The organism is Microcoleus sp. Pol8_D6 (genome assembly GCF_036700965.1).
Lineage (GTDB): Bacteria > Cyanobacteriota > Cyanobacteriia > Cyanobacteriales > Microcoleaceae > Microcoleus.
Window position 1 is genome coordinate 12,411 of record NZ_JAUBPW010000004.1, and the last position, 21,922, is coordinate 34,332.

11 protein-coding genes and 1 pseudogene are annotated in these 21,922 nt (G+C 45.9%); 5 read left to right on the forward strand and 7 right to left on the reverse strand.

Features of this window, described 5'->3' with window-relative positions:
- Positions 1 to 45 precede the first annotated feature (45 nt).
- From QUA10_RS02750 to QUA10_RS02760, 3 genes are all read right to left on the reverse strand, one after another.
- Positions 46 to 9,885 carry a tetratricopeptide repeat protein gene (locus QUA10_RS02750; protein ID WP_333080931.1) on the reverse strand — a complete coding sequence of 3,280 codons (9,840 nt, stop codon included), beginning with the start codon at positions 9,883 to 9,885 and terminating at the stop codon, positions 46 to 48.
- A 223-nt stretch (positions 9,886 to 10,108) separates the two neighbouring features.
- Positions 10,109 to 11,167 carry a homogentisate phytyltransferase gene (locus QUA10_RS02755; protein ID WP_333080932.1) on the reverse strand — a complete coding sequence of 353 codons (1,059 nt, stop codon included), beginning with the start codon at positions 11,165 to 11,167 and terminating at the stop codon, positions 10,109 to 10,111.
- A 36-nt stretch (positions 11,168 to 11,203) separates the two neighbouring features.
- The gene (locus QUA10_RS02760; protein WP_333080933.1) at positions 11,204 to 12,157 is read right to left on the reverse strand and encodes a methyltransferase domain-containing protein; all 954 of its coding nucleotides are present in this window, start codon (positions 12,155 to 12,157) and stop codon (positions 11,204 to 11,206) included.
- Positions 12,158 to 12,417: 260 nt separating this feature from the next.
- Here QUA10_RS02760 and QUA10_RS02765 point away from each other — a divergent pair, with 260 nt between their 5' ends.
- Together QUA10_RS02765 and QUA10_RS02770 are read left to right on the forward strand one after the other, a co-directional pair.
- Positions 12,418 to 13,752, forward strand: coding sequence for a TrkH family potassium uptake protein (locus QUA10_RS02765; RefSeq protein WP_333080934.1), 1,335 nt, complete (start codon positions 12,418 to 12,420; stop codon positions 13,750 to 13,752).
- A 139-nt stretch (positions 13,753 to 13,891) separates the two neighbouring features.
- Positions 13,892 to 14,587 carry a TrkA family potassium uptake protein gene (locus QUA10_RS02770; protein ID WP_333080935.1) on the forward strand — a complete coding sequence of 232 codons (696 nt, stop codon included), beginning with the start codon at positions 13,892 to 13,894 and terminating at the stop codon, positions 14,585 to 14,587.
- A 340-nt stretch (positions 14,588 to 14,927) separates the two neighbouring features.
- Here QUA10_RS02770 and QUA10_RS02775 read toward each other — a convergent pair whose 3' ends face one another.
- Positions 14,928 to 15,161: a hypothetical protein gene (locus QUA10_RS02775; RefSeq protein ID WP_333080936.1), complete on the reverse strand. Its 234-nt coding sequence runs from the start codon at positions 15,159 to 15,161 to the stop codon at positions 14,928 to 14,930.
- Between the two features lie 310 nt (positions 15,162 to 15,471).
- Here QUA10_RS02775 and QUA10_RS02780 point away from each other — a divergent pair, with 310 nt between their 5' ends.
- Both QUA10_RS02780 and QUA10_RS02785 read left to right on the forward strand, forming a co-directional pair.
- The gene (locus QUA10_RS02780; RefSeq protein ID WP_333080938.1) at positions 15,472 to 16,071 is read left to right on the forward strand and encodes a sulfite oxidase-like oxidoreductase; all 600 of its coding nucleotides are present in this window, start codon (positions 15,472 to 15,474) and stop codon (positions 16,069 to 16,071) included.
- A gap of 625 nt (positions 16,072 to 16,696) precedes the next feature.
- The gene (locus QUA10_RS02785) at positions 16,697 to 17,389 is read left to right on the forward strand and encodes a PEP-CTERM sorting domain-containing protein (protein WP_333080939.1); all 693 of its coding nucleotides are present in this window, start codon (positions 16,697 to 16,699) and stop codon (positions 17,387 to 17,389) included.
- A gap of 417 nt (positions 17,390 to 17,806) precedes the next feature.
- Here the strand turns inward: QUA10_RS02785 and QUA10_RS02790 are convergent, their stop codons facing one another.
- Positions 17,807 to 17,971 (reverse strand): hypothetical protein, encoded by a 165-nt coding sequence (locus QUA10_RS02790; protein ID WP_333080941.1) that lies wholly within the window; start codon positions 17,969 to 17,971, stop codon positions 17,807 to 17,809.
- Positions 17,972 to 18,079: 108 nt separating this feature from the next.
- Here QUA10_RS02790 and QUA10_RS02795 point away from each other — a divergent pair.
- Positions 18,080 to 18,766: pseudogene (locus tag QUA10_RS02795) on the forward strand (IS1 family transposase); the annotation flags it as partial.
- Positions 18,767 to 18,873: 107 nt separating this feature from the next.
- On the opposite strand, the gene QUA10_RS02800 reads toward QUA10_RS02795, so the two are convergent.
- Positions 18,874 to 19,128 carry a DNA-directed RNA polymerase subunit omega gene (locus tag QUA10_RS02800; protein ID WP_333080942.1) on the reverse strand — a complete coding sequence of 85 codons (255 nt, stop codon included), beginning with the start codon at positions 19,126 to 19,128 and terminating at the stop codon, positions 18,874 to 18,876.
- Between the two features lie 129 nt (positions 19,129 to 19,257).
- Positions 19,258 to 21,618 (reverse strand): DUF3488 and DUF4129 domain-containing transglutaminase family protein, encoded by a 2,361-nt coding sequence (locus QUA10_RS02805; protein WP_333080943.1) that lies wholly within the window; start codon positions 21,616 to 21,618, stop codon positions 19,258 to 19,260.
- Between the last annotated feature and the right edge of the window lie 304 nt (positions 21,619 to 21,922).

Below are 21,922 nucleotides of genomic sequence, written 5' to 3' on the forward strand. Positions count from 1 at the left end.
TACGAAGAATTTTCCGAAAGTTTGTAGTCAGGATTTTAGTGTTATCTACATATCTGCCATCACATCCAAAAAACGCTTAACCTGTTTTTCCCAAGTCCAATCCAGCATAAAATTAGCCGCAGCTAAACCGATCCGTTTTGCTTCTTCGCGATTAGTATAAACTTGCTCCAAAGCCTCGACAACTTCTGCCACATCAGACTCTCCCCAACCTTCTACACCAGAAAAAGGAGCCGTCAGTTTAACTCGTCCTTGATTCCATAAAGGATAGCAAATGTGGCTGTAAATCAAGTCTAAATGACCAGTATTTGCTGATAAAATAGTCGGAATTCCGCAAGCCATACTTTCCATTGCGACTAAATTAGTGCCCCCTTCACAGCGATTGGTGAAAACAGCGCAGTCGGCTTCTCGCAAAATTTGTCCAGCGAGGTGATTGGGAATTAAGCCGATGTCGATAAAAGAGTCAATCGGCAAACCGTTCGCCACTAACCATTGGGAAATTCCTAAACTTCCGTCGCGGTTGATATTGGGAAGCCCAGCCACGTTTCCAGTTTGTTCGATTCCTAACATATACTGAGGCCAGAAGTTGTGCCATGTTGTTAGTAACAAAGCCTCTGGATGTTTGGCGCGAAATCGTTTGAAAGCGGCAATTACAATATCTTGACCTTTGCGATATTCTAGTTTGCCGCCGGAGAAAATCACGAAGCGATCGCCAAATAGATTAGATTTGGGTGCAGGATGAAAAATTGTTGGGTCAATTCCTTGATGTACCATCGCTACATTAGTCAAGCCCCGGCTTCTCAAAACATCTGCATTCCAGTTGGAACCTGCGACAATCGCGCTATATTTTTTGGCTGTTTCTAGTGCTTCTGCTTTGATTCGTGTGTCTTCAAAAAATATGACTCCTATTTGACAAGCGCTGGTAATTTGATTGTCAACTCCAGAGGATGCTAAATTATTCCCCAAAGCGTAAAGTACGGGAAAATTACAACTGATTTGTTTGTCGGAATTTGCTGCTACTAATTCCTGAAAAGTTTTTTGCTTTTCAATTACAGGTAGTAACAGGGATTTATGCAGCGGATTCATCGCTTCTGAGGTGATTGATGGCGCTGCTAAAAGTGCAACTTCCCAGGCAGGATTTTGCCGCAGTTGTAGTGTTAAATTCATGGCGTAAATTCCCCAGCCACTGGTTATACTGAGGGGCCAAGTAATGCCGATTCCGGTAATTTGTGCGGGAGTTTCTGGGGGTTGGATTTGAGGCTGAGCCTCTGGATTGGCGTTACCAGGCTGAGCCTGAGAACGAGTAGATTGTAGGGGCGGTGTCCCCGTGCCCGCCCTCTCTAGCAAGGCTGCTTTTATACGATCGCAAACTCCATCCCAATCACCGGCTTTTTGCTGCCTAAACAACCGCACAGTGGGATACCAAGGGCTATCTTCGCGTTCCAGCATCCAGCGCCAATCGGGAACAAAAGACAGCAAAATCCAGACTGGTTTGCCCAAAGCACCGGCCAAATGCGCCACAGAAGTATCTACGCAAATTACTAAATCGAGTTGCGAAATAATTGTTGCCGTGTCGGCAAAATCTACGCAATGGTCGCTCAAATCTTCAATTTGGTGTTGCTTTAATAAAGTAATATCGCCTCCTGACAAATCTTTCTGAAGGCTGTAAAAACTCACTCCCGGAACATCTACAAATTTCACAAAATCGCTCAATTTACACGATCGCCGATGGTTGTTGCGGTGCAGCGGGCCGCCCGCCCACACAATACCTACTTTTAGGTTATTATTCGGATCTAGGGAAAATTTAAAATCCTGTGGCGGAGCTAAATAAGGAATATTCGCCGGTATATTTTCCAAAGTCGTTCCCAGAATTCTGGGCAAACTTAGCAGCGGGGCTTGCACTTGAAAATCTATCAAATCGCTCGGCTTGACTCCAACTCTATCGACTCCTGCAATTCCTTCAAATAAACGCTTCAGCAAGACATGACAAGCAACAATAACTTTGCCACCTTTTTGCTTAACTAAAGGAGCGTAGCGGATAAACTGTATCGTATCACCAAAACCTTGTTCAGGGTGCAATAAAATTGTTTTTCCCTGCAAATCAGAGCCATCCCAAAGCGGTTGCTCAAAAGAGCGCCGATCCAATTGTTCAGTTTGCCAGCGCGATTCGTACTCCGCAAAACCACGCTCAAAATTTCCAGTTAAGAGCAAAGCTAAGGCTAGTCTCAAGCGCCAATTTGGCGAGTTGGGACGTAGTTGAATTGCTTTATTGTAGAAGTCGATCGCCTCTGCTACTTTTCCTTCTTCTTCGAGGGCAGAACCCAAGTATAAGTTTGTTTCGCTCAGGTTGGAATTGGTTTCTAACGCTTGTTTGTAGTGCGAAATTGCCTCTGTTATTTGCCCGTTTTCCTGTTTGAGATAACCTAAATAACTGTGGGCTTCGGCGTAGCTGGGTGAGGTGGCAATTACTTGTTCGTAGCGAGCGGCTGCCTCTGCTTTTTTACCTTGTTTTTCTAAGGCTTTTGCTATGTGAAATTGTACCTGTGCGGGCGATAAAGAAAATCGAGGCGGAGCCTCTGGATCTGCGTTACCAGGCACAGCCTGGAAACGAGTAGATTGTAGGGGCGGTGCCCCCATGCCCGCCCTCTCTAGCAAGGCTGTTTTTACGCGATCGAATACTTCTTCCCAATCGCCCGGTGTTTGCTGCCGAAACAGTCGCGCCGTCGGATACCAAGGGCTGTCTTCGCGTTCCAGAATCCAGCGCCAATCCGGCATAAAACACAGCAAAATCCATACGGGTTTACCCAAAGCACCGGCTAAGTGCGCGACAGCGGTATCCACGCAAATTACTAAATCTAGTTGCGATATCACCGCCGCAGTGTCGGCAAAATCGTTCAAATTGTCGCTCAAATCTATCACGGGAATTTGAGTTAACAAACTACGATTGTCAGGCGATAAGTCTTTCTGAAGACTGTAAAAACTTACACCGGGAATATCTAACAATTGCAGAAAATAGCTTAAATCGCTCGATCGCTGAAAATCCTTCAAATGTTCCGAACTTCCAGCCCACGCAATCCCAACTTTAAACTTACCATCGGAATTTAGGGAAAATTGCCAATTCGGTGGCGCAGCTAAATAAGGAACATTTGTCGGTATATTTTCTAAATTTGTTCCCAGAATATGAGGCAAACTCATCAGCGGTGCTTGCACTTGGAAATCCGGCAATTCATCCATGCGAACAGCCACTTGTTCGATGCCAGGAATCTGCTTAAATAAACGCTTCAGTTCTTGATAGCAAGAAATGATTACTTTGCCACCTTTTTGCTGCACAATTGCCGCGTATCGCACAAATTGAATGGCATCGCCTAAACCTTGTTCGGATCGGAGCAAAATAGTTTGTCCGTTCAAATCTGAACCGTCCCAAACTGGTTGATCAAAATTCAACCGTGGTAATTTTGTCGCCTGTTCAGTTTGCCAGCGCCACTCGTATTCTGTTAAACCGCGCGACAAATCCCCAGTCAACAGCAAGACTAAGCTTAAATTGAAGTGAGATTTAACACAATTTGCATCAAGTTCTATAGCTTTACTGTAACACAAAATTGCTCGATTTACGTCTCCTAATTGTTCAACAGCACTGCCTAAATTAGTAAGAGCTTCTAGATAATTAGGGTTCAAAGATATGGCTCGTTCCAAGCTAGAAATTGCCTGTTCTATTTTTCCCGCCCCCAAGCATAACGTTCCCAGGTGATAGTGTCCTTTAGGATTGTTTGGTTCTGCTTCAATTGCACGCTCGTAAAGGCGTTCAGCCTCGGCTAACTGAGATTGTGTTTGCATCGCCGCACCCAAATTTACCAGCGCGGGCGCATAATTGGAATTGACCGAAAGCGCCTGATGAAAACACGCGATCGCACTCGGCAACTCGCCCTGCTGCTGGAGTATCGCACCGAGATTGTTGAGAGCTTTGACGTAAAGGGGATTCAGGGCGATCGCCTTTTGAAAACAAGATACAGCATCGGCTATATTGCCTTTATCTTGCAGCAAAATACCCAAGTTATTCTGCGCTTGAGCGCAGTTAGGGTCGATTTCGATCGCGCGCTGATAATAGGTGGCAGCTTCGGCTAAATTGCCTGTTTGGTGGAGTGTCACTGCCAAATTAGTGGCGGTTTCGATCGAATTCGGCTGCAAAACTAAAGCATTTTTAAAACGAGCGATCGCCTCGGAAAATCTACCTTGTGCTTTCAGCACATTTCCGCTATTAAACTGTTTTTGAGCTAAGTCAACATTGGGCTGACTTTCTATTAGTGATTGAGCTTCCTGATGCTGATAAATTCTGTCTCTGAGCGCGAAACCCGCTTCTTCTAAAACTCCTTCCCAATCTCCCACTGTTGACTGGCGAAACAGTCGCGCCGTCGCATACCAAGGACTATCTTTGCGATGCAACATCCACCGCCAATCCGGCACAAAACAGAGCAAAATCCACACTGGTTTGCCCAAAGCACCAGCCAAGTGTGCCACACAAGTATCTACAGAAATAACTAAATCCAGAGCGGAGATAGCCGCCGCAGTATCCGCCAAGTCGTGCAAATAAGAGCTTAAATCTGTTACTGGCATTTGCTCTAACAAAGCGCGATCGTCTGTCGTCATTTCCTGTTGCAAACTGTAAAAATCTGCTCCGGGAATATCTAACAGTTTTGTCAATAAATTCAGGGGTAACGATCGCACCTTATTTTGGGAATTTTTAGGATTGCCAGACCACACAATCCCTACTTTCAAATTAGTAGTTGGATTGAGAGTAAATTCCCAACCGGGCGGCGGAGCTAAATAAGGAACATTCGCCGGTATAGTTTCTAAAGTTGTTCCCAGAATGTGTGGCAAACTCATTAGCTGCGCCTGAACTTGAAAATCCGGCGCATCCTCTGGATTAACTATTAACCCATCGATTCCCAAAACTTGTGCAAACAAGCGCTGCAAGTGCGGCAAACACCAAACAATTACCCTGCCGCCTTTTTGCTTGACTAAATCTGCATAGCGGATAAACTGAATTGCATCGCCTAAACCCTGTTCCGGGCAAAGCAAAATAGTTTTTCCCTCCAAATCTTTACCATCCCAAAGTGGCTGAATAAAGTTGTGGCGCCGGAACTGTTTTTCTTTAACTAGGAGTCGCCATTCGTACTCGCAAAAACCACGCTGCAAGTCTCCAGACAGCAGCAAAACTAAACCTAAATTTAGGTGAGCTTCCGGGTTAGCGACATTAAATTTTACTGCTTGGCTGTAGCAGGTGACAGCATTTGTAACTTCGCCACGATCGTGCAAAGCACTTCCCAAACTGGTGAGGGGATTGATATAACCGGGTTTGAGTTCGATCGCCCGACGGTAACAATCGATCGCCTCTGCCATTTTTCCCACTTCCTCAAAAGCTTTGCCGAGATTGTTCAAAGCTTGTGGAAAGTCGGGTTCCAGGCTTAAAGCTTGCTGATAGCAGGCGATCGCATCTTCAATTTTGCCCTGTTTATGCAGGACAATTCCTAGATTGCCGTGAGCCTGTGCACTGGCTGGCGATGCCTGAATCGCTTGCTGGCAAACAGCTAAATCCTCATCCAACTTATCTGGGCTAGACAGCGAACTCCCGCAAGCGAGATCAGTTTCTGCCCCATCCGGTTGCAGCGCCAGAACTCGATCATAGTATGCGATCGCGCGGTCAATTTTGCCCTGTCGGATCGAGGCGTATGCTAAATGCTGCAAAGCCTCCACATCATTGGGAGCGATCGCGATCGCCCGTTCGTAATTCGCGATCGCGCGTTCGTAATTCGCGATCGCATCCTCCCCTTGTGCCTCCAAAGCAATTCCCAAATTCAAATAAGCCACCGCGCAATTAGGATTGACTTTAATCGCTTGCTCGTAGCAGCTTATAGCCTCCGCCACATCCCCTTGCTCTTCCCGCAACAGGCCCAAATTAATCAGCGCTTCCGCGCAATTCGGGTTCAAAGAAAGCGCCCGCTCATATTGTGCGATCGCCTCTTCAGTCTCCCCTGCTTCCGCGAGCGCGCTGCCCAAATTGCTCGCAGTTTCCGCCAAATTCCCGTCGATTGCTAGCGCTTCTCGGTAGTGCGCGATCGCCTCTGTTAGCCTGCCCGCTTGCTGTTTGACAACGCCTAAATTGCTGTGAGCGGCCGCGTAATTAGGATCGATCGCGATCGCTCGCTCATAACAAGCGATCGCACCGCCAAAATCGGCTTGCTGCTGCAAATCCACGCCCAACCGAAACTCTGCATCCGCCGCATCCGACGGCACAAATGCTGCTGCAACCGCGCCTAGAGCTGCCGCAACCCGATCGAAAACGTCCTCCCAGTCGCCCCGCTGATGCTGGCGAAACAGCCGCGCCGTGGGATACCAAGGACTATCTTCCCGTTCTAGCAGCCACCGCCAATCCGGCGAAAACGCCAGCAAAATCCATACTGCTTTGCCCAAAGCCCCCGCCAAATGGGCGACAGCGGTATCGACACTAATGACTAAATCCAGTTTGGCGATCGCAGCAGCAGTATCAGCAAAATCGCCAAAATACGGGCTCAAATCTACGATCGACGTTTGATTCAACAGCGCGCGATCGGTCTCGGAAACCTCTTTCTGCAAGCTGTAAAAACTTACCCCCGAAACGTCCAAAAGCGGCAGAAACTGGCTTAAACTGCACGAACGCTGCTTGTTTTTGCGGTGTTTTGGATTCCCCGCCCAGACAATGCCAACTTTCAAATTGCGATCGGGCAAAAGTCCAAATTCAGCACCCGCAGGCGGAGATAAATAAGCAGTATTTGCCGGTATTGTTTCCAGCTTTGTACCAAGAATATACGGCAAACTCAACATCGGCGCTTGCACGTCAAATTCCGGCAGTGGCTCGCCTTTAACTATTAGCAAATCAATGCCATCAACCGTTGCAAACAAACGGTGCAATTGCGGGTAACAGCCCACAATGACCCTACCGCCTTTATTTTTGACGATCGCAGCGTAGCGAATAAACTGAAGCGAATCGCCTAAACCTTGTTCGGCGTGCAGCAAAATAGTCTTTCCCACCAAATCAGAACCGTCCCACAGCGGTCGGTATTCTCTCGCCGAAACACTATTATCCGGCCCCGTCAAAAAACAGGAATGACCAGTGTGAAATTCTTTAATTTGCCAGCGCCACTCGTATTCAGCGAGACCATTTTCCAAATCTCCCACCAACAGCAAAGCCAAGGATAAATTCAGGTGAGCGCTCGCGTGATTGGGGTTTAAATGAATCGCTCGTCTGTAGCAGGTGATCGCATCTTCTACCGCGCCTTTTTCCAAAAACGTCCTGCCTAAATTGTTAATAGCTTCCACAAAATCCGGCAGCAATTCTAGAGCTTTGTGATAATACTCCAGTGCATCTTCTAAATTGCCCTGTTCTTGCAACACTGTTGCCAGATTGTTGTAAGCTTCCCAGCTATGCGGATGAATTTCCAGCGCTCGTCTATAAAGGTTTACAGCCTCTAAAAGTTCGCCTTTTTCTTGCAGCGCCACGGCTAAATTAATCAGGGCGGGTACGAAATCCGGTTGAGCTACAAGAGCTTGTTCGTAATGTGCGATCGCCTCTTCCACTTGACCTTGTTCCTCAAAAATCTTTGCCAAGTTGTAAGCTGTCTGAGGAATATTTGGATCGATGACTAAAGCTTCTCGATAATGCGGGATGGCTGCCTCCAATTCGCCCTTTTCTTGCTTGAGAAAACCAAAATTAATCCGCGCTTGAACGCAATTTGGCTCAATAGATATAATATGTTCGTAAAGGGCGATCGCCTCTTCCCGATCTCCTGTTTCCATTAACTGTTCTGCTTGCCGCAATAAATCCTCTAAAACAACCGGGTTATCGCCACCCGTTCCGATCGCAACCGAGGTCTCAATTCCCTGCGATTGCTTAGCTGCGGAGCCTTCTGCTAACCCTTCGCTCCCCATCACAAATATTTGTTTACTCTCTTTAACCACGCTTGCACCTGTCATTTTGAGAGCCACAGAATCGAGGTCAGGCGTATTATTAGCAGTCATTGCGAGGGAAACGAAGTCAAGCTGGCCGTGGGCAGAACCCTCGGAATAACTAGCAGTATTGGCGATCGCAAATAAACTCAAAGCCGCCTGTACTTCCTCAAACAATTCTTGCCAACTTTCCGGCTGACTTTGGCGGAAAAGCCTCGCAGTTGGATACCAAGGATTATCTTCACGATCCAGCAGCCAGCGCCAGTCAGGAGCAAAAGAAAGCAGCACCCAAACCGGTTTTCCTAAAGCACCGGCTAAGTGCGCCACAGCCGTATCGACAGTAATGACTAAATCCAGTTGAGATATAGCCGAAGCGGTATCAGCAAAGTCGTTCAAATGCTGAGTTAAATCCGGTACTAAGTGTTGGTGCAACAAAGTGCGATCGCTCTCGGACAAGTTTTTTTGTAAACTATAAAAAGCAATTCCCGGAACATCCAAAAATCGAATAAAATCGCTCAAGCTGCAAGAACGCTGATTGTCTTTGCGGCGCTTCGGACTCCCCGCCCAAACAATCCCCACCTTCAATTTGGCATCAGAAGAAAGCGCAAACTTGCACTCAGCAGGCGGATATAAATAAGGAACATTGGCAGGTATTGTTTCCAGAGTTGTCCCGACAATTCGCGGCAAACTCATCAGCGGTGAGTGAACGTCAAATTCTGGCAAACCTTCCAGACTAACTGATAAATATTCAATACCAGGAACTGTCGCAAACAACCGCAGCAGTTCTGGATAGCAAGCCACCATAACTTTAGCGCCTTGGCTGCGAAGAATTGGGGCGTAGCGAATAAACTGAATCGAATCGCCAAAGCCTTGCTCGACGTGGAGTAAAATAGTTTTCCCATGCAAATCCGAACCATCCCAAACTGGCTGTTTAAATTGCCTCGGTTGTAGTTGCGGAGTACGCAACCGCCACTCATATTCAGCAAAACCTCGCTGAAAATCTCCAAACAATAGCAAAGTTAAGGCGAATTCCAGGTGGGCGGTGGCGTTGTCTGGCTGCAATTCCAATGCTCGACTGTGACAAGAAAAAGCCTCTTGAAACTCTCCTAAATCGACCAAAGCGTGTCCGAGATTGTTAATAGCCTCCACGAAGTCTGGCTTTAAGTTTAATGCTTGTCGGTAGTGGGATATTGCTGCTTTTGCATTGCCTTGTTCGTGGAAAAATGCTCCTACATTGTTGTGAGCTTCGGGATTGTTGGGGTCGATTTTTACCGCTTGCTGGTAGCAGTTGAAAGCTTCAGCTAATTTACCTTGCTGCTGCAAAACTGTTCCCAATCCCATCAGAGAATATATCAAATTAGGATCTATTTTTAAAGCGTGAACGTAATAAGCTACCGCCTCGTTTAATTGATTTTTTTGTTTAAATAAATTTCCTAAGTTGTGCGCTGTTTCGTGCAGGTTGGGGTCGATTCGCAGCGCTGTTTGGTAATATAAAATAGCCTCGTCTATTTCACATAATTGCTGTTTAATCCAGCCCAAGTTATTGTAGGCGATTGCGGAATTTGGCTGAATTTTGATGACTTGTTCGTAACTGGCGATCGCCCTTTGATACTCGCCTACATCCAGCAAAAGATTAGCCTTATTTAAATGTGCTTCTACAAAATCTGGCTTTTGGGCGATCGCTTCTTCGTAAAAGTCGATCGCCTCGGCAATTTTTCCCTGCTGTCTCGACGCTATTCCCAACAAACACAGCACGTTTGCTGATTCCGGCTGCACTTCTATTATTTGCCGGTACAAATTCTCAGCTTCTAACAAACGGCCCGCTTGGTGATGTTCCCAAGCTAATTTCAAAGAGTCTTCGGCACCCAGTTTGCAGGCAGATTTCCGCGATTTTTTTTGAGAAGCCATAGTTGTCTTGCTTGTTTGGGAGTTCGCTAACTTGTAATTGCCAACTTGTTCTAATGTGTTAACTCTTCCTTCCTTCTTCCTCCTTCCCCCTTCCTTCTTCCTTCTTCCTTCTTCCTTCCTTCTATCCTTTACATCCGTTACATAATCCGTTGCCGAACTTCCTTCTTCCCTCTTCCTTCTATCCTTTACATCCGTTACATCCGTTACATCCGTTGCCGAACTTCTACCCCAACAAACAAGCTGCGGGAAAAATCAGATATTCTAAGAAAAACAACTTCCAGATAAACTGATAAAATGCAGCAATTTCTATTTTATCGTCCAAATCAACTTTCGTGCTCCAAAACCACATCAAACCCAAAGCCGCCAAATGAGAAACTGCCAGAAACACTAAATTAACATTAGACAATACGATCGCTCCCGCCAAAGTCGCGCCCAAATAACAAACCGTCAATACCCAGCGAGATAAATTAAAGACGGCAGGCTTGCCCAGCTCAATGGTAAACGTAGTAATATTATATTGCTTGTCCCCTTCCATGTCGGGGATATCTTTAAAAATGGCGATCGCAAACGTAAACACCACAACAAAAACCGTCAGCACCCAAACTTCCGCAGGAATCCGAAAAGACATACTCTCCAAACTCCAGCCAGAAAAAGCGCTTTTCGCCCTTCCCAAACCCAACACCCAATTAAAGTGCAAAAATAACCCTAAATTTACGATCGCGCCCCGCACCGTAAAAATGCACAGCGCCGCCCAAAAAGGAAACCGTTTCAGCCGAATTGGGGGCAGAGAATAAGCAGTCCCGATTGCCAAACTAACGCCAACGGTAGCCAGCAAAAACGGGCCTTGTAAAACCGCCGTCAAAATTGCTATAATGCCCGTAGCAATTACAATTAATTCCCCGGTTTTCTGAGAAAACACTCCCGAGGCGATCGGCAAATACGGCTTATTTATTTTATCAATTTCAACATCTTCTAACTGGTTCAATCCCACAATATAAATATTGCCGCAAATGCAAGCCAACCAGGCAAAAGCTAGGGGCCCAAATACAGGATTCACAAACAGCCGCGCACTTTGGGAGATCGCATACAAAGCCAATACACTCAAGCTAGTACCCACAATTGTGTGCGGCCGAGAAAACTCCCAAAATGCCCTCACCCAGCTTTGCGGAGCCGAGCTATTTTTATCACTCCAAGACTTGCCAATCGAATCATTGCCCATAAAACTCACACCCACGCCAAACAAATAATATTCTGTAGGGTGCGTAATACGCACCTTACTCATCAACTCAAGACTCAAAAATTCTCTGATATATGCCTGTTATTTTACAGCACAAATCAGCCCAAAACGAATCAACCCGCTCTGATATCCACGGCTCATCAATCCGAGAGCAAGTGCTGCTTGAATAGTCGTCCAACCGCTAGTTAGCAAACCCCAAATCGCGCTCGGAGTCAAAGCAGAATCGATCACCACATCCCAAAAAGGAGCCACAGCTTTTGACCAATCAGCGGTGCGAATACTTGTCAAAGGCAAACTGCGGACAATTTCCTCGTATTCCGGTAAAGAAATCACATAAGGCAAAGCATAAACCCGGTAAATTTCTGCCAATTCCTTTCTCTCTTCATCAGTTAATTCTCCCGCCGTTTCTCCCAGCGGGCGGTGACACCAAGTTGCCAATATCAAAGTTCCTCCCGGCTTGAGTACGCGGCAGCATTCCTGCAAAAACTTAATTTTGTCTGGCATATGTTCGCCACTTTCGAGCGACCAAACCAAGTCGAATGACTCATCAGGAAAAGGCATATTCAAAGCATCGGCAACCAAAAAATTCACATTGCTTTCAAGCCCAGCAATTTTAGCGCGTTCGGTCGCTCTGTTGGCCTGTACCGGACTCAGAGTAATCCCGGTAGCTGTAACGCTAGCGCCCGTTTTGTTGAGTTCGGGCGATCGGCTATAATTTTGATCCGCCTCGCCATCCAACTTTAAATTATTTTGAGCGATCGAACTAAACTTTTCGGTCAAATACAGTGTGCTGCCGCCGATCCCGCAACCGACATCGAGAATGCGGTAAGATTCACACAGTGCCTTCTCTGAGGGTACTCCAGCCCAGCCCAGCAGTTCTTCTATCAAATCTATCTGAGCCTGTCGGCGCTCTTTTTTCAAATTGCCATCCGGGCCGTAGTAACCGTGGTGCATATGTTCGCCCCACACCTGCTCCCACAAACCGCTAGAAGCGTCGTAAAGTTGCTGAATTTGCTGGTAAAGTGTTGATGTCATCGCCGGATCGCAAGTTATTAAAGGAATTCTACCGTTATTTTCCCGCTGTTGTCATAGAAATTGGCGATTGAGTTTGATCGGTCTCCGGCCTTCGCCAGATAGAGATGTCCTGATTTCAAGCCCGACGCTCTATTTGTGGGTTCCCTCTCAAACCTCAAATCTCAAATCGATTTGTGGCTTCCCTCTCAAACCTCAAATCCAAAATCGATTTGTGGGTTCCCTCTCACATCCAAAATCTCAAATCTAAAACCTAAAATCGAATGACTGTCTCGCGAACCATTGCTTTGGGCTTTCTCGCTGTCATCCTCGCAGGTGCTTTATTGCTGATGATGCCCTTTTCCACAATTGATGGAACTTGGAGCGATCCAATAACAGCACTGTTTACCTCTACTTCCGCTGTCTGCGTCACGGGCTTGTCGGTTGTGGATGTCGGAAAATATTACTCTTTTTGGGGGCAACTGTGCCTAGTTTTACTGGTGCAAATAGGAGGCTTGGGCTACATGACAGCCACGACTTTCTTGCTGCTGTTATTGGGGCGCCGCTTTGGCTTGAAAGACAAAATTGCTCTGCAACAATCTCTCGACAAATCCGGGCTAGCCGGCGTAGTACAACTCGTGCAGTCAATTCTAGCAACAACGCTTTTGTTTGAATTAACAGGAGTGTTTTTGCTGATGACGGTTTTCGTCCCCCAATACGGATTTAAAGAGGGTGTGTGGTCTGCTATATTTCACAGCGTTAATTCCTTTAACAACGCGGGTTTTAGCATCTATTCAGATAATTTGATCGGCTACATCAGTTCGCCTATGGTTAACTTCACAGTCAGCGGTTTAATCATATTTGGGGGAATCGGCTATCAAGTAATTATGGAAATGTACCTGTGGCTGCGCGATCGTTTCAACAAAAGCCCTATCTGCACAGTTTTTTCCCTGAACTTCAAAGTTGTTACCACTACAACGGCTGTCCTTTTAATTTTAGGAACCCTAGCCTTTTTGGTGCTGGAATACGACAACCCAGACACTTTCGGCTCTCTAACTTTTCCTCAAAAGCTGATGGCAGCTTGGTTTCAATCTGTTACTCCCCGCACGGCGGGGTTCAATACAATTAGCATTGGCCAAATGACCGAAGCCTCGCTATTTCTGACTATCGCCCTGATGTTTATCGGCGCCAGTCCTGGCAGCACCGGCGGCGGAATCAAAACCACAACTTTTAGAATATTGTTTTGCTGTACCACAGCAGTTCTCGAAGGCCAGGAAGATGTAGAGTGCTATCAGCGTCAAATCCCGCCAGCAATGATTCTAAAAACCATTAGTGTAGTCTTCGGTTCCATGTTGGTCGCGTTCACATCTGCAATTTTAATCGAGCTGACCAATCCCCAAGTAGAATTTATCGCAGCGCTGTATGAAGCAGTTTCAGCTTTTGGCACGGTCGGTCTTTCCACTGGGATTACACCCACGCTTTCAGCGCTCGGTAAGCTGGTTTTGATTGCTACAATGTACATAGGTCGGGTTGGCGTGTTGCTGCTGATGAGTGCTGCCTTCGGCGATCCTAAACCCAGGTCTTTTAAGTATGCCGAGGAAAGTTTGTTAGTGGGATAAAAAATTCTCCCTCGTTGCTGATAATCTAAACAATGGGTGACAACCCAAATCCACTTTTACTACTTACCCAAAAATCAAAAGGAGGCGGCGCTGTCTCTGCTAAAATTTAAACAGCAAGACGCTCAGCGCTGGATATTCAGTGAACCTGTCATCTTTAAATTTTTTTCGCACTTTGCGCGCCGACAACAAGCAGTTTGCAGTTATTGGTTTGGGACGCTTCGGCAAAGCTGTGTGTTCGACTCTGCACGGTTTGGGTTACGAAGTCCTGGGAATTGACACCGATGAAAAAAAAGTAACTCAAGCTTTGAACGATCGTATTGCTGCTCACGTTGTGCAGTTAGATTCTACTGAGCCTAGCGCTCTTCAGGAAGCTGGTATATTTGAGTTTGAAACAGTGATTGTGGCGATCGGCAATTACCTCGCAGAAAGCATTACCACCACCCTAAATCTTAAGGAAGGCGGGGTAAGTCACGTAATAGCCAAAGCTTCTTCGGAAACTCACTTAAAACTGTTGAAAAAAGTCGGCGCAGATCATGTAGTTTTTCCAGAACGAGAAATGGGGTGCTCTTTGGCCCGGATTCTTACACAACCCAGCATTTTAGAACGGTTTGACCTCGACCCAGAGCACAGCATCGTTGAGGTGCTCGTTCCTGAAAAATTTGACGGTAAAACCATCTCGGAATTGGAGCTCCGGCGCAAGTATGGTTTGAACTTGCTAGCAGTCGGGCGCGCCGACAAGTTCGAGATCAATCCGCAGCCAAGCGAACGCTTGAAAAAGGGCGACGCGATGGTAGTAGTTGGTTCTAATAAAGATATCAGTCGCTTGCCAATTTAACAGCTCGACATTTTACGCAGATACAGCAACACTCCTGGACTCAGAAACCCACTTTCTTGTATTCCGAGTGTCGAAGTCCTCAGCAATTCTTGCGGGATGTGTGAAAATTTCAGAGCTTAACAAACCCGGTTGATCTAAAATAAACCGGGTTTCTCTGTCGATCTTTATGTTCTAATTTTTAACTGAAATATGTAAATTGAATTTCACCAGTTCTGGGGTTGGTTCCGTCTTTGCGACCCCCTCGGAGAACCTAGCCAGAAAAATCGCGAAAAATTTTAACAAGGTAGCAGCACTCGATCATCGCGCTCCCACAAATCATAGGAGCGCTAGCCCTGAAAATTCAGCCGACTTTCAAGATTTTTTGCAAATAAGCTTTGCCGAAAACCAGCACCGCCAATACTAGAGCAAGTTCAACAGGCCAAGGACACGCCGCCACCAACCAAATTAACGAACACATTCCAATAATTGCAGCTATGGGAGCCGGAATTCCGTCTAGCGTTCTGTTGTCAGTCCCGGCAGTCACCCACCAAGCAATCAAGCATACAGTCAACGGAATCAAGCAACTTGTGATCATGATTTTTACCCCATCAATTTTTTGACATATGGCATCTGAGCATATTGTAACAATACATCAAAGATTCGGAAATGCACCAATAATTACGATAAAATTTAAGGTTAGGTAATTCATACGCTGGAGTGATAAATTTTTTAAATTTTTAGCTTTGGCTCTCTCCGAAGGCATAATTAGGCGGGCATCAAGCATGATTTAGGGATTTTTATTTCTATAAAAGTGCTTTTCTTTTCTACCTTCAGATGAATTGCGATGCGCTCATCTCTGCAAGTTATACTCAGGATGGCAGTCAGTTACTGTAGAGCGTGAATCAATGGTGGGCAAATTTTTTCGCAAGCCAGAATCAGAAAACATCGATCGCGTCCCCCCGGGTCAATACATCGCCAACGGCTTTCCTGTGCTGACCTACGGCGATACACCCTCCGTCAGCATTGAAAGTTGGGAATTTAAAGTCTGGGGATTGGCAAAACCACAAACTTTCACTTGGTCGGACTTCCAGGCCATGCCCCAAAATAACTTTACGGCGGATTTTCACTGCGTCACCCGGTGGTCAAAACTCGACGTGCAGTGGACGGGAGTCAAAGTCACAGATTTTATGAATTATATAGAAGTCGATCCGAAAGCTCTGCACGTCCTAGAACACTGCTACGGCGGCTACACTACCAACATTGCGATCGCCGACTTCCTCCGAGAAGAAAACTTTTTCGCCCACACCGTCTTCGGCGAACCTCTATCCGCAGACCACGGCGGCCCAATGCGGCTCGTAGTTCCCCACCTGTACGCTTGGAAAAGCGCTAAATGGATTAACGGCCTGGAGTTTACAGAAACCGAAGAACTCGGTTTTTGGGAACGCAACGGCTACCACCAGCGGGGCGAACCTTGGGCAGAGGAACGCTACAGCGGTCTGTTTTGATGCGGGCGATCGGGAGCAAGGACGGAACCACAGCTTCTCTATAGAATCTTTGTTGAGGGGCAATCCGCTCTTTTACCGCTTCAATCTGCGGAAATTGCATCTCCTCGATCGCATCTTGGGGATATCTCACACCAGGGGCTCTATTTAATTCAACCAAAATACGTAGACCCAACGATCGCATTTTGTACGTAATTTACCCGATAGATAAACTACTTTAACTCCCCTACACCAGCCCCAAAAAACACATATTCCCAGTTTCTGGCTAATAGAAAACTTCTGGAACTGTCAGTACCCACGAATATTACCGTATTTATACTTAAGTGTTTGCTATTGAGAATTTAGACTTGAGAATATCATAAAAAATTAGCATAAACCCGATCCAAATTACTTGGGCTGACCCGCGCTCCATGCCCGCGAATGCAAGGTTTCAAGCCACAATATTGATAATTATTTAGTGGGTATTATTAGGGAGCGCTCGCCCGTCGGCAGATGCGATCGACAGCATTTGTGAAGGTTATGTAAAGGCTTGATAAAGAATATGTCAAAATTCACCTAAAGTGAACCAAATACAAACAAAGTATCGCATAATGAAAATATTAAGACCATCGCACAAAAGGAACAGGTTATGAATACCAAACTCTTATCCGCCCTAACAGCTACCGCCGCCGCCACAGCTCTGTTTGGCGCCGGAGCTCCAGCTCAAGCCTTCTCCTTTGGTACCAACGGCATCACATTCAGCCAAGATACAAGCGTCAAGTTTAGCTTCAAAGAATCTCACGGTATGTACCAATCCTCTTTGGGAGTCTACAGTGTGAAGGACTCGGCGGTCTCTCTAGTTAGCACCCTGTTTTCGGAAACTAAATCCTCAGACAACCAGTGGGAAAACGAATGGAAAGGAACTCTGGGCAATACAGTCGTGGGTTCTGGCTCGGCAGTATTCACATTCCTGGCAAATCAAGTTTACACTTTGGGGCTCGACAGTGGCTGGGGTGGCAGTGTCTACTCGACCTCAAGCTTGAACACTGGCAGCCAGCAAGCGGTGTTTGGCGCGCAATCGCAACTGTGGGACGCACTTGGTAAAGAAGACACCAAAGTCTTCCAAGCTGCCGGACAATTCACAAACGGCACAAGTTCTCTGTTTAATGGAGGCACGCTAATCTCCTTCGACGATCGGGGTAACAAAAACGACGCAGACTTCCAAGACTTCGCAGTGAGCGCAGAAGCAGTTCCAGAACCGATGACAATGACTGGTTTGGCTCTTGGTTTGGGTGGCTTGGTTGCAGCACGCCGCCGCCGCGCTAGCAAGACGAGTTCATGATTTTTTTCAAATGGGAACAATCTCCTCATTTACGTTTTACAAAATAAAATTCAATTAGGAGGCGCGCTAATGAGAAATCGGCTCGCCTTTTGCTTGATTTGAAAAGTCAGAAGGGAGAAGTCATATCAATTCTGGTTGCACTCCTCATGATTGTTGACTGTTGACTGTTGACTAGGGGTCGCCAAACTGAATAATGGTTGAGTGTTGGATGTTGACTCGATTTTACGCCCGACGATGAAGCGCGGATTTGATATCAGAGGGAAGTTCGGCAACGCCCAGTCTACGGGATTTAATCGATTTAACAGATGGGTGTTGAGGGAAGAAGTCAAGCGTGAAGAAGTCCAGCGTGAAAAAAGAGGATTTGTCCCACTCTCCCACTCTCCCACTCTCTTCCTCTCCCAACTCAAAATTCAAAACTCACTCACGGTAAATTGTTCGATCGTACAAAGTCACCAGTATCGGTTGAGGAATTTTAATGTCCGCCCGGATGCACGCTACTTTAATCGCCACCACAGCCCTAGTGTTTGTCCGTCGCACCTGTGCTTGTTCGCGCAGCGTCCAATAGCGGACAATAAGATGCAAAGAACCATCGCTAAAGCCTGAATTATCAACATCGGCGTTGGTGAATTAGGGTATGATGATTTGAGAGTGCGATCGCCAAAAAATAACACTTCAAAAAACGCAGAGCTTATGCAATGTCCTGAATGTCTGTCAACTCATGTTAATAAAAATGGTCATAAAAAAGGTAAACAGAATTATATTTGTGTCGGTTGTGGCAGACAATTTATAGAGGGCTATCAACCTCATAAAGGTTATTCTGAAGATGTGAAACGTGAATGTCTCAAAATGTATGTCAATGGTCTGGGTTTTCGAGCAATTGGGAGAGTCAAAAATGTGCATCATACGACAATCATTAATTGGGTCAAACAAGTAGGAAAACTCTTGCCAGATTTTTATGAGGCCGAAATAACTCCACAAGTGGGAGAATTAGATGAATTAGAAACATTTGTTGGCTCAAAAAAAACTTGCACCTGGTTATGGACAGCAGTAGACCATTTTAAACCAGGTATTCTAGGATGGGTTTTAGGATCCCATAGTGCCAAAACCTTTGAACCACTATGGGAGATTGTTAATAAATGGAAATGCCATTTTTATGTGACAGATGGATGGAAAGTTTACCCTAAGTTTATTCCTGATGGAGATCAGATTATTAGCAAAACATATATGATAAGAGTTGAGGGTGAAAATACAAGATTAAGACATTATTTGGCTCGCCTAAAACGAAAAAGTCTTTGTTATTCTAAATCTGAACAAATGCTAAGATATTCAATTCAGTTACTAATTCACTATCTAAAATTTGCCGATGTTCCAGTTCCGTATCAAAATCAAAGAAATCATTTTCTGGCGTTGCTTAATCAGGGTATGAAAAAAATAACTTTAAAATCCCACAGCTTTGTGGATACTCGTTTCTATGACGGTCATATTTAGCGTTTCATACCGTAAATCAGCAACGCCACTTCACCAATAATCTCTGGATATCTCAGCTCATCTGGCATTTCCATAATTGCTCGTATTACTGGTTTCGCCATCGGGTTATCATATTCCAAATCATCAAGCCGATAGCGCTTGGCACGCTTAGCAATTTGAACAGTAATGCGGTAGCGATTGGAAGATTCCACCAAATCTTCAGCACGTTGGATGACTTTAAACGAATCAAATTGAGGACGTTTATATGACATAATTGAGTACCTTCTGGTAGAAATTTACAAGTAATAGGAGGGTTACTTCTTAAGATTAAATAAGAGCTAGTCGAACTTCTCAACAGGGTAGGCAAGCGACGCTTTTTTTCCTACCCTTATCGCTTAAAATCAGCGCTTTTTCAGTTTCTTCAAGTGCGATCGTCTCAAATTTTCCACCAACCCCCGCAACTGGTTCAAATTACCCGCTTCGCCCCCGTACTTCCACCGCACGTATGCCTGCGAAACCTCATCAATCACCTCAGCTTCATCAGTTGCATGATTCCCGCGCATAGCCTCAGCATACTCCAAAGGCGTTTGAGCGCGAGGTTTCACAAATCCCCTACTCGCCAAATCCTTCAGCATTTCCTGATAAACCCCCTCCACGGGCGGCAACTTCGCCAGCCAGCGGCGGTGGCGCCACTTGCGCCACAGTTGCCAAATTAACCAGCCAATAAAGCCAAAGCCGATCGCAGCAATCAAACCAGTAAATAACCCCACCCAACCCTTAGCAAACTGTCCCAGAAACCAGCCCACAATCAAAGTTATCCAGCCAATTACAAAACCTATGACTGAATCCAGCCCGCTTCTGAGAGGAGTCGGTAGCCAACCCGCGATCCAATTCCAAAACGATTCCAGCGCACTAAAAGTCTGGTTGTCTTCCACCGATGCCGGAATCAGCGGATAACCGGGAATCGGATTAAAAGCAAACCAGCCGTGATTGGGAAAATATACCTCCGTCATTAAAAAAGCGTCGGTATTTTTCACAACATAGTAACCAGTAAACGGGTTGAATTCCCCCGTATCGAACCCGCCAGCCATTCGGGCCGGAATCCCGATCGATCTGAGCATAATTGTCAGTACCGTCGAAAAGTGGTCGGGATATCCCCCTGTAACTTTTTTGCCGCCCTGAGTGTTTTTGTAGCCAAACAGAAAACCCTCCACTAAATCTTCACCTTCCTCTAAGTAAGGCAAAGCTTTCTCAATTTTATAATTAGGGTTTTGCTTCAAATATTGAGCTAAGTACAAAGCTTTTTCGTAAGGAGAATCAATCGGTCTGTCCGACTGAGATACTCTAGTTCTTGCCGCCAAGATTTCTTCAGTTTTTTCTCGCACCTTCTGGGCAACTTTCGGCGGCACATTCAAATAGAAGTTGCGAATATTTTTCGGGTAATTAGTACCAGTTTTCCCCAACAAAGAGCGATCGCGAAAAGGCACATTAGAAATTACCGTATAAGTCACACCCTCTCCCAATTCCGCAGGCGCTCGCAAACCCCCCTCCGCATCAATCGCCGCCTCTGGACTCGGAAAATAAAGCTCCTTCGGCTTGTTTAAAGCCGGAATCAAATTCGGCATTGGAGCAACAATAGTATAACTTTGAATCACCTCTTGAGTCCGAGGCGCATTGGGAAACGGATTCAAATAAAATTGATAAGACCAGCTAGGTCGAGTCAGCTTTTGAGCTTGTTCGTTGCGAGAAATTTCCCAACCCTGACCAGTGTATTTGTCAAAGCCTAATACCCGCCAAAAACCCGCAGCCTGCGATCGTACCCGCATCACCACTTGAGGTTTCATTTCCCCCCGCAAATTTTGATTAATTCGCTGGTTGAAACCGTAATAAAAAGTAGAGTCTACCTCTCCTGGCCCAGAGTCTGGGTTTCTCCCCCTTCCTCCGCCAGTCCCTTTTTCATTTCCCCCTCTAACATACCCCGGATTCAGAATGCTGCGCGAGTCAAACTCCCCCTGATATTGAATAGGAGCACTCACCGGAAAAGTCCGCAACTGATAGCCAGGGATGCGTGGCAAAAACGTAAAAATAGTCAGCCCCAACCCGACAGTTATCAGCAGTAGCCAAGCAAAATTCTTTGGGGATAAAGTAGCCGCAAATAGCGACAGGCTATCATTTTTTCCTTTACCTTGTGCTTTTTCGCCAATGGCTTCTGGCTTCACAAATCCCAAGCGCGATCGATAATCCAACACCAAAGTCGGAAGCGCTAAAGCCAAAAACACCAATAACAGCGGCCCAAAAGTCAAGGTTTGGCTAAGAGTCGCTGCTACCCCTAACAAAATTAGCCCGATTACCATCGAATAGCCTAAATCCTTGCGGCGAGGCAAATCGAAACTGTGCAGCACTTGAAGTTGGATTAACAGTTGCGCCAAAACTAACCGCGTATCATTCAATTCTCCCACCAAACGGCTAAAAAAAGCGAACAGCGCCACCAGCATTCCAATAGCTATGCAGAACTTAGCAGCTACATTGCGATCGCGGCGGCGGTACCAACTCCAAGTTGCTCCCACAATACTAACAGGCACAGCCCACAAGTTCAGAGCTTCTTCAGCAGCAACGTCAGTAGCTACAATTCCCACAATTACCAACAACTGAACTAGGATTCGCAGCAGTAAAGAATCCTCAATCACCGGCGGAGGCATGGCCTCAATCTGCTCCCACAGCTTACCCAACACAGGTATATTTCGCAGGTTATCAGTTGTCATGTGCACCCATCCAACTATTTTAGATTTTAGATTTTAGATTTTAGATTGAATCCACAGATAAATCTGGATTTTAACTAATATCTAAATCTTATTTCCCTGTCAAACGATTTTAGATTTTAGATTGAACCCACAGATAAATCTGGATTTTAACTAATATCTAAATTTTATTTCCCTGTCGTTAGATTTTAGATTGAACCCACAGATGAATCTGGTGGCTTTAACTAATATCTAAACTTTTTCGCTTTCCACGACCGAAGTCGAGGGATTGCATCTGTTTTTGTGTGAGGTCAAACCACAGAGTAAA